The following is an 865-nucleotide window of genomic DNA, read 5'->3' as shown; positions in this document are numbered from 1 at the left end:
TCGCGCAGCCCAGGGTTATCGCCGCCACGCTGCGTTTCTGCGATGACCGCGTCGTACGCATCCAGGTCGCGCCCTTGCGCGGTTAGCGCGTCGATCACGAGGAGATAGAGCGGCATGACGTCGGGCCGCGCGGCCAGCACCTCGTTTGCCGCTGCGATCGCGTCGTCATAGTCATGCTTCGCATACGCCCTGTAAGCACGCTGCGCCGTCTTCGCCATGTTGCCGGTCAGCGCGTTCGGATCGGAAGGACCGTTCGCGCCGCTCGCAATGATCGCAAGCAGCGCACTGCGGCGAGCGCGCAACGCGGGTTCGGGACCGAGGGCCTTGATGGCATCGTCTATTGCACGCACTGCCGCTCGCCTGTCGCCTTGCGCTTCGAGCGCGCTGGCGAGCAGCAGGCGCAGCGACATCACATCGGGTCGTTGACGGATCGCTTCGCGCGCATAGCCAACGCTCGCCTGGTAGCGATGGCTGTCGTAGCTTCCGTACGCCTGCCGGGCGACCCTGTAGGCGCTGCCGGTCAGCGGCAACGGCAGCGTTTGGTCGGCCTGGGGCATGCCGGGGACGGACCACAAAATCGCGATGCCGAATGCGGACGCTTGCATGCGTCTGGAAAGAACATGGTGAGTCAGAGACTGGATGATATTCACTGCAGGAGACTGTCCACGAGTTGAGGCGGCACGTAGTGAGGGCCATCGAAAAGGTACGTGCGATAACCGCGATAGGCATCGAGTTGCAGCTTGAGTTCCTGCGCCGTGGCCGAGCGAAATGCTGACCCGGGCGCCACGCGGAAAGGTTTTGCGATGCCCTCAGCGCCAAGTTCCGGCGCGAGCGCGTGCGGGTCATCGCAGAAGCTTTCCGCGTA

General features: G+C 64.5%; 2 pseudogenes. Both read right to left on the bottom strand.

Annotated elements, in window-relative coordinates:
* Positions 1–605 (bottom strand): annotated as a pseudogene (locus tag ACRXB1_RS36925) (NfrA family protein); the annotation flags it as partial.
* 41 nt (positions 606–646) lie between these two features.
* A pseudogene (locus ACRXB1_RS36920) lies at positions 647–865 on the bottom strand (hypothetical protein); the annotation flags it as partial.

It is taken from the genome of Caballeronia sp. M23-90 (genome assembly GCF_053574605.1).
Note: the sequence above shows the minus strand (reverse complement) of the source record. Positions and strands in the feature narration are given on the sequence as shown.